The sequence below is a fragment of the Methylorubrum podarium genome, from assembly GCF_022179745.1.
Lineage (GTDB): Bacteria > Pseudomonadota > Alphaproteobacteria > Rhizobiales > Beijerinckiaceae > Methylobacterium > Methylobacterium podarium.
Genome location: NZ_BPRD01000663.1, coordinates 1 through 4,288 on the forward strand (window position 1 = coordinate 1; position 4,288 = coordinate 4,288).

Annotated in this window: 7 protein-coding genes and 2 pseudogenes; 5 read left to right on the plus strand and 4 right to left on the minus strand. The window is 62.7% G+C overall.

Annotated elements, in window-relative coordinates:
- Positions 1 to 188: 188 nt before the first annotated feature.
- From MFF42_RS25470 to MFF42_RS25485, 4 genes are all read left to right on the plus strand, one after another.
- Complete coding sequence (locus tag MFF42_RS25470) at positions 189 to 470, plus strand: hypothetical protein (protein WP_238258761.1); 282 nt, start codon at positions 189 to 191, stop codon at positions 468 to 470.
- A complete protein-coding gene (locus MFF42_RS25475) occupies positions 467 to 916 on the plus strand; it encodes a hypothetical protein (RefSeq protein WP_238258762.1) in 450 nt (149 codons plus the stop codon). The genes MFF42_RS25470 and MFF42_RS25475 overlap by 4 nt, the downstream gene beginning before the upstream one ends.
- Complete coding sequence (locus tag MFF42_RS25480; protein WP_238258763.1) at positions 913 to 1,293, plus strand: hypothetical protein; 381 nt, start codon at positions 913 to 915, stop codon at positions 1,291 to 1,293. Before MFF42_RS25475 ends, MFF42_RS25480 begins: the two co-directional genes overlap by 4 nt.
- A gap of 77 nt (positions 1,294 to 1,370) precedes the next feature.
- Entirely contained in the window at positions 1,371 to 2,285 is a 915-nt protein-coding gene (locus MFF42_RS25485) for a DUF1259 domain-containing protein (RefSeq protein ID WP_238258764.1), read from the plus strand.
- Between the two features lie 42 nt (positions 2,286 to 2,327).
- Here MFF42_RS25485 and MFF42_RS25490 read toward each other — a convergent pair.
- Positions 2,328 to 2,704, minus strand: a pseudogene (locus tag MFF42_RS25490) (integrase core domain-containing protein); the annotation flags it as partial.
- Between the two features lie 146 nt (positions 2,705 to 2,850).
- Between MFF42_RS25490 and MFF42_RS25495 the strand changes: the two are divergent.
- Positions 2,851 to 2,994: pseudogene (locus tag MFF42_RS25495) on the plus strand (IS110 family transposase); the annotation flags it as partial.
- On the opposite strand, the gene MFF42_RS25500 reads toward MFF42_RS25495, so the two are convergent.
- From MFF42_RS25500 to MFF42_RS25510, 3 genes are all read right to left on the minus strand, one after another.
- On the minus strand, positions 2,969 to 3,325 hold the full coding sequence (locus MFF42_RS25500) for a class I SAM-dependent methyltransferase (protein WP_306423565.1): 357 nt from the start codon (positions 3,323 to 3,325) through the stop codon (positions 2,969 to 2,971). The pseudogene MFF42_RS25495 and the gene MFF42_RS25500 overlap by 26 nt on opposite strands.
- A gap of 2 nt (positions 3,326 to 3,327) precedes the next feature.
- On the minus strand, positions 3,328 to 3,879 hold the full coding sequence (locus MFF42_RS25505; protein ID WP_238258765.1) for a prolyl-tRNA synthetase associated domain-containing protein: 552 nt from the start codon (positions 3,877 to 3,879) through the stop codon (positions 3,328 to 3,330).
- Positions 3,880 to 3,900: 21 nt separating this feature from the next.
- Positions 3,901 to 4,288, minus strand: a 388-nt coding sequence (locus MFF42_RS25510) for an MFS transporter (protein ID WP_238258766.1), incomplete at its 5' end; no start/stop codon positions are given.

A 4,288-nucleotide genomic window follows, 5' to 3' on the forward strand; every position in this document is an offset into this window, starting at 1 on the left:
TTGAAGACGCACCGCGAGCCCGCCAGCCTGATCGATCCGACCGGCGGCCGCCTTGAAAGCGGTCGTCACGGCGATGTCGGCTGGAACAGTCGGCATATAGATCAGGAGCGGGAAGCTCGGCTCGGCCGGCTCCGTACTCTCAGGCTGGCGGGCTCGCGGTGCGTCTTCAAAATCCGCAGAACTACTACGTGGTGCGTGCCAACGCGCTGGAGAACAACGTGCGCTTCTACAAGGTTGTAGGGGGCAGACGGCAGCAACTCGCGGGTACCAACCTCCCGATGACAGCAGGTGATTGGTATGAGCTGACCCTGCGGGCGAAAGGCGATCAGTTCACGGTCGTGTTCAACAACCGGGAGCTGTTCACGGTCGCCGATCAGACGTTCGGTTCACCAGGCAAGGTGGCGTTCTGGACCAAGGCGGACAGCGTCACCCACTTTGATCGGCTCACGATCGAGCCCCTGACGCCATGACGATCCGTAGTGTGACAGCCTGCCTGAGCGGCTTGCGCGATTGGGACGCGGCGCTCGTCTTCTGTGTGCTTTGTATCACCGGAGTGGTGGCCGGCGAGTCCTACCGCCAGCTCAAAGGGCCTCAGATCGCGGCGCGGCTCTCTGGTCAGGAACTCACGGACGGGATCCATTGGGGGCTCGTTTTCGCCAAGGGTGGGCGCCTCCTCTCGAACGAGAGGGGTGGGCCGTTGGCATCCGGCGACCGCGAGCCGAACACCGGCAGCTGGCACATCAAGGGGGATGAGGTCTGCTTCACCTTCGCTGACAGCGATCCGCGCTGCCATACAGTCTGGGTGCTGCACAGAAACTTGCAGCTCCGCGGACCAGGTGGGGAGGCCATAGACGGCATCCTGCAAAAGCCAGAGACGCCTCCTGAGAGCACTCGGACGAAAGGGGAGCATCGATGATACGACGCAGGCTGGCCATATTGGGAGCGTTCGCGTCTTTGCTCATTGCGGGCGCGGTGAGGGAGACCGGGGCTGCCGACGCCTTCCGTCAACTCAAAGGACGCGAGATCACGGCCAAGTTCGCAGGCCAGGAGTTCACGGACGAGGTTCACTTCGCAGAGGTGTTTGGCCGAGACGGCACCCTCGCCGTCATTTCTATGGGCAGGCGCGGAACCGGCAAGTGGAGCGTCGTCGGCGACGCACTCTGCCGCGCCTACGACGGCGAGGAGCAGCGCTGCTACCAAGTTTGGGCGTCGGGCAAGAACGTGCAGCTGCGCCAGCCCGGAATAGACATCAGTGAGGATGGAATCTTGCAAAGGCCGGCGGCGCGAAACTGAGAAGCCCATACGGAAATGAAGTCGGCAAGGCGCCGCTGAACCAGCAACTTGCGACGAGACACAGCAGGAGAAGACTAATGCGCTTAATGCTTTGCACCGCCCTCGCTACGGCGAGCCTTGCCTTTGCCGCTCCGGCCTTCGCTGACCCCGACTGGAAGGCCGTCGCCCAAGCCCTTGGTAAAGCGGGAACGGTTCAGGCCGGCGGCGTCTACCGCGTCGGCCTGCCGCGTTCCGACCTGAAGGTTCGTTTGGACGAGGTTGAGATCAAGCCGGCGCTCGCGCTCGGCTCTTGGCTCGCCTTTCAGCCCATAGGCGACAAAGATGCCATGGTGATGGGCGATCTCGTGCTCACCCACGAGGAAGTCAACCCAGTGATGAAGGTTCTGGCCGAGAACGGGATCGAGGTCACGGCGCTTCACAACCACCTGCTGCGGTCCGAACCGGCCACCATGTACATGCACGTCGGCGGACATGGCGACGCCGTCAAACTCGCGACCGCGCTGCGCGAGGCGGTGGGCCAGAGCAGGACGCCGCTCGACCCCCTGCCGCCGCCGAGTGCGGAGCCGCGGACGGCGACGGACTCGGCTGACCAGAAGCTAGAGCTCGATACGGTCACTATAGACCAGGCGCTCGGGCGCAAGGGAAAGGTGAATGGGGGCGTCTACCAGGTCTCGATCCCACGCACGGACATCATCACAGACGGCGGCATGGAAGTACCCGAAGCGTTGGGCTCCGCGATCGCCATAAACTTCCAGCCGACAGGCGGAGGTAAGGCGGCGATTACGGGCGACTTCGTGCTCACGGCGGACGAGGTAAACCCTGTCATCCGGACGCTGCGCGCCAACGGCATCGAGGTCACGGCCTTGCACAACCATATGCTCAAGGACGAGCCCAGGCTGTTTTTCTTACATTTCTGGGCCAACACGGATGTGAGCGAACTCGCGAAGGGGCTCAAAGCCGCGCTAGCGCACGTCAAGGTCGCCAGGGGCTGACACGCGATGCGACCCTGGTGGAGGTGCTGTGACCCCGCTTCTTCATCCAGCCGAAAGCAGAGCCGCGGCGTGAGTTTGGCGGTTTTCCGCCGTGGGAGCAACGGGCGCTCGGCGGAGCTGGTGGGGTTGCGCAGCCGAGTACCCGTTGCGGTGAAGGTGGCGGCATAGGCTGCCGGTGAGAGATAGCCGAGCGCCGAGTGCGGGCGCGCGGTGTTGTAGTCCTCGACCCACTCGGCGACGCAGGCACGTGCGTGGTCGAGGCTGCGGAACAGCGTCTCGTTCAGGAGTTCGTCGCGCATGCGGCCGTTGAAAGCCTCGCAGATGCCGTTCTGCATCGGCTTGCCCGGCGCGATGTAGTGCCAGGCGATCCCGGTCTGGACGCACCAAGCGAGGACGGCGTTCGAGGTGAACTCGGTGCCGTAGCACATCAGGAAGATGGCTCGACGGTTCGGAGGCGGCGCGCGAAGCCCTGCTGAGCGCAGCGCGCCGCCTTGGGCGGTCATGGCCGATCAACAGGTCTCTAGAGTGACGGTGTTCGAAGCCTCATTCCGGAGACGGATCGACCATGACCAAACCACAGCTTACGCCACCTGTAGGCGTTCTCGTAGCCATCGACGTCGCCAAAGCCCGCAACGAGGTGCTGATCGAGGTGCCCGGCCAGCGGCGCCGTCGGCTGAGCGTGCTCAACACCCCGGCACGCCGTGAAAAGTGTTCGCGAGGAGGACGCAGTCGACCGGGTCCGGCAACAGCTTCGCCGCCTCCATGGCGTCGGCGCAGAACCAGCCCCGAACCGAGGAGTTCCAGCGCGCCACCTCTTCCTGTGCCTGCGCGATCATGGCGGGATCGAGGTCGATCCCGAAAACTTTCCCGTCGACCAGATGCGCGAGCGGGCCGGTAAAAGTGCCGTCCCCGCAGCAGAGATCGAGCACGGTCATTCCCGGCTTGATCCCCAGCAGCCTCAGGACCGCGACGGGGTCGGGCCACAATGTCCGCCACCAGTCGCGATCAGGCATCGAAGTGGCGGGAAAAACGCCGCTCATGGCTACTCGTCTTCGGCGGCTGCTATCAGCGCATCAAAGTCTACCAGAACTGGCTCGCGTCCGCAGGAGCGGATGAATGTAAGCAGTTCCTGGGGGGCAAGACCTGTGCTTTCGGTGTTGATTAACGGGTGAAAATTCACCTGGGTGGCATCAAGCAGTGAGTTATCTACAACCGCAACAACAACGCCGCCGTTGTCATTAATCAGCCCGAGCGGCGTAAGCGCTCCCGGCAAGACCCCCAGCAGTTCAACAACCGACTCTGCCGGTGCAAATCGAACGCGGCCCTTCGCGCCGATGCGCTGGTGGATGGTTTTCAGGTCTAGTACCCGATCTTCATGAATGGCAAGCAGGAAGAACCGGTCCTTCTTGTCTTTCAGTAGCAGGTTTTTTGTGAAGGTGCCGCTCATCGCGCCGCGCAGGGCTTTGCCCTCTTCGACCGTTTGGTGGGCAGGGTAAGGAACCGTTGGGGCAACTATTCCCAGTTCGTTGAACCGGGCAAAAAGCAGGTCGCGCGAGTCTACAGTGTCGGGAGCGCGTAAAGTTGCTTCATTCATGACTTTCCATTTCGTTGGGGTTTAGGAGGTTTGGGTACTCAGGCTTCGGCGTTGCTGCAGGCCAAGCCAGATCAGCGCGGCTGCGGCTACAGCCAGCCACGGCAGCAACATCAGGTTCAGCGTCTGCCAGCCGAATTTCTCAAGCAGCGCGCCGGCGCTGAAGGAACAGGCCAGACCGACTGCAAAAATCGTCATGTCGTTGGTCGCCTGAGCGCGACCCTTTTCAGCGACCGTATAGGTCGTCGTCAGGAGCGTGGTGCCGCCGATATAAAGGAAGTTCCAGCCGACGCCGAGGAACACGAGAGCTGCGGCGAAGGATGAAAAGCCGGTGCCGGTCAGCGCCATGATGATATGGCAGGCAAAGAGCACAATACCTGACAGCATGATACGCTGCACGCCAAAGCGCGCA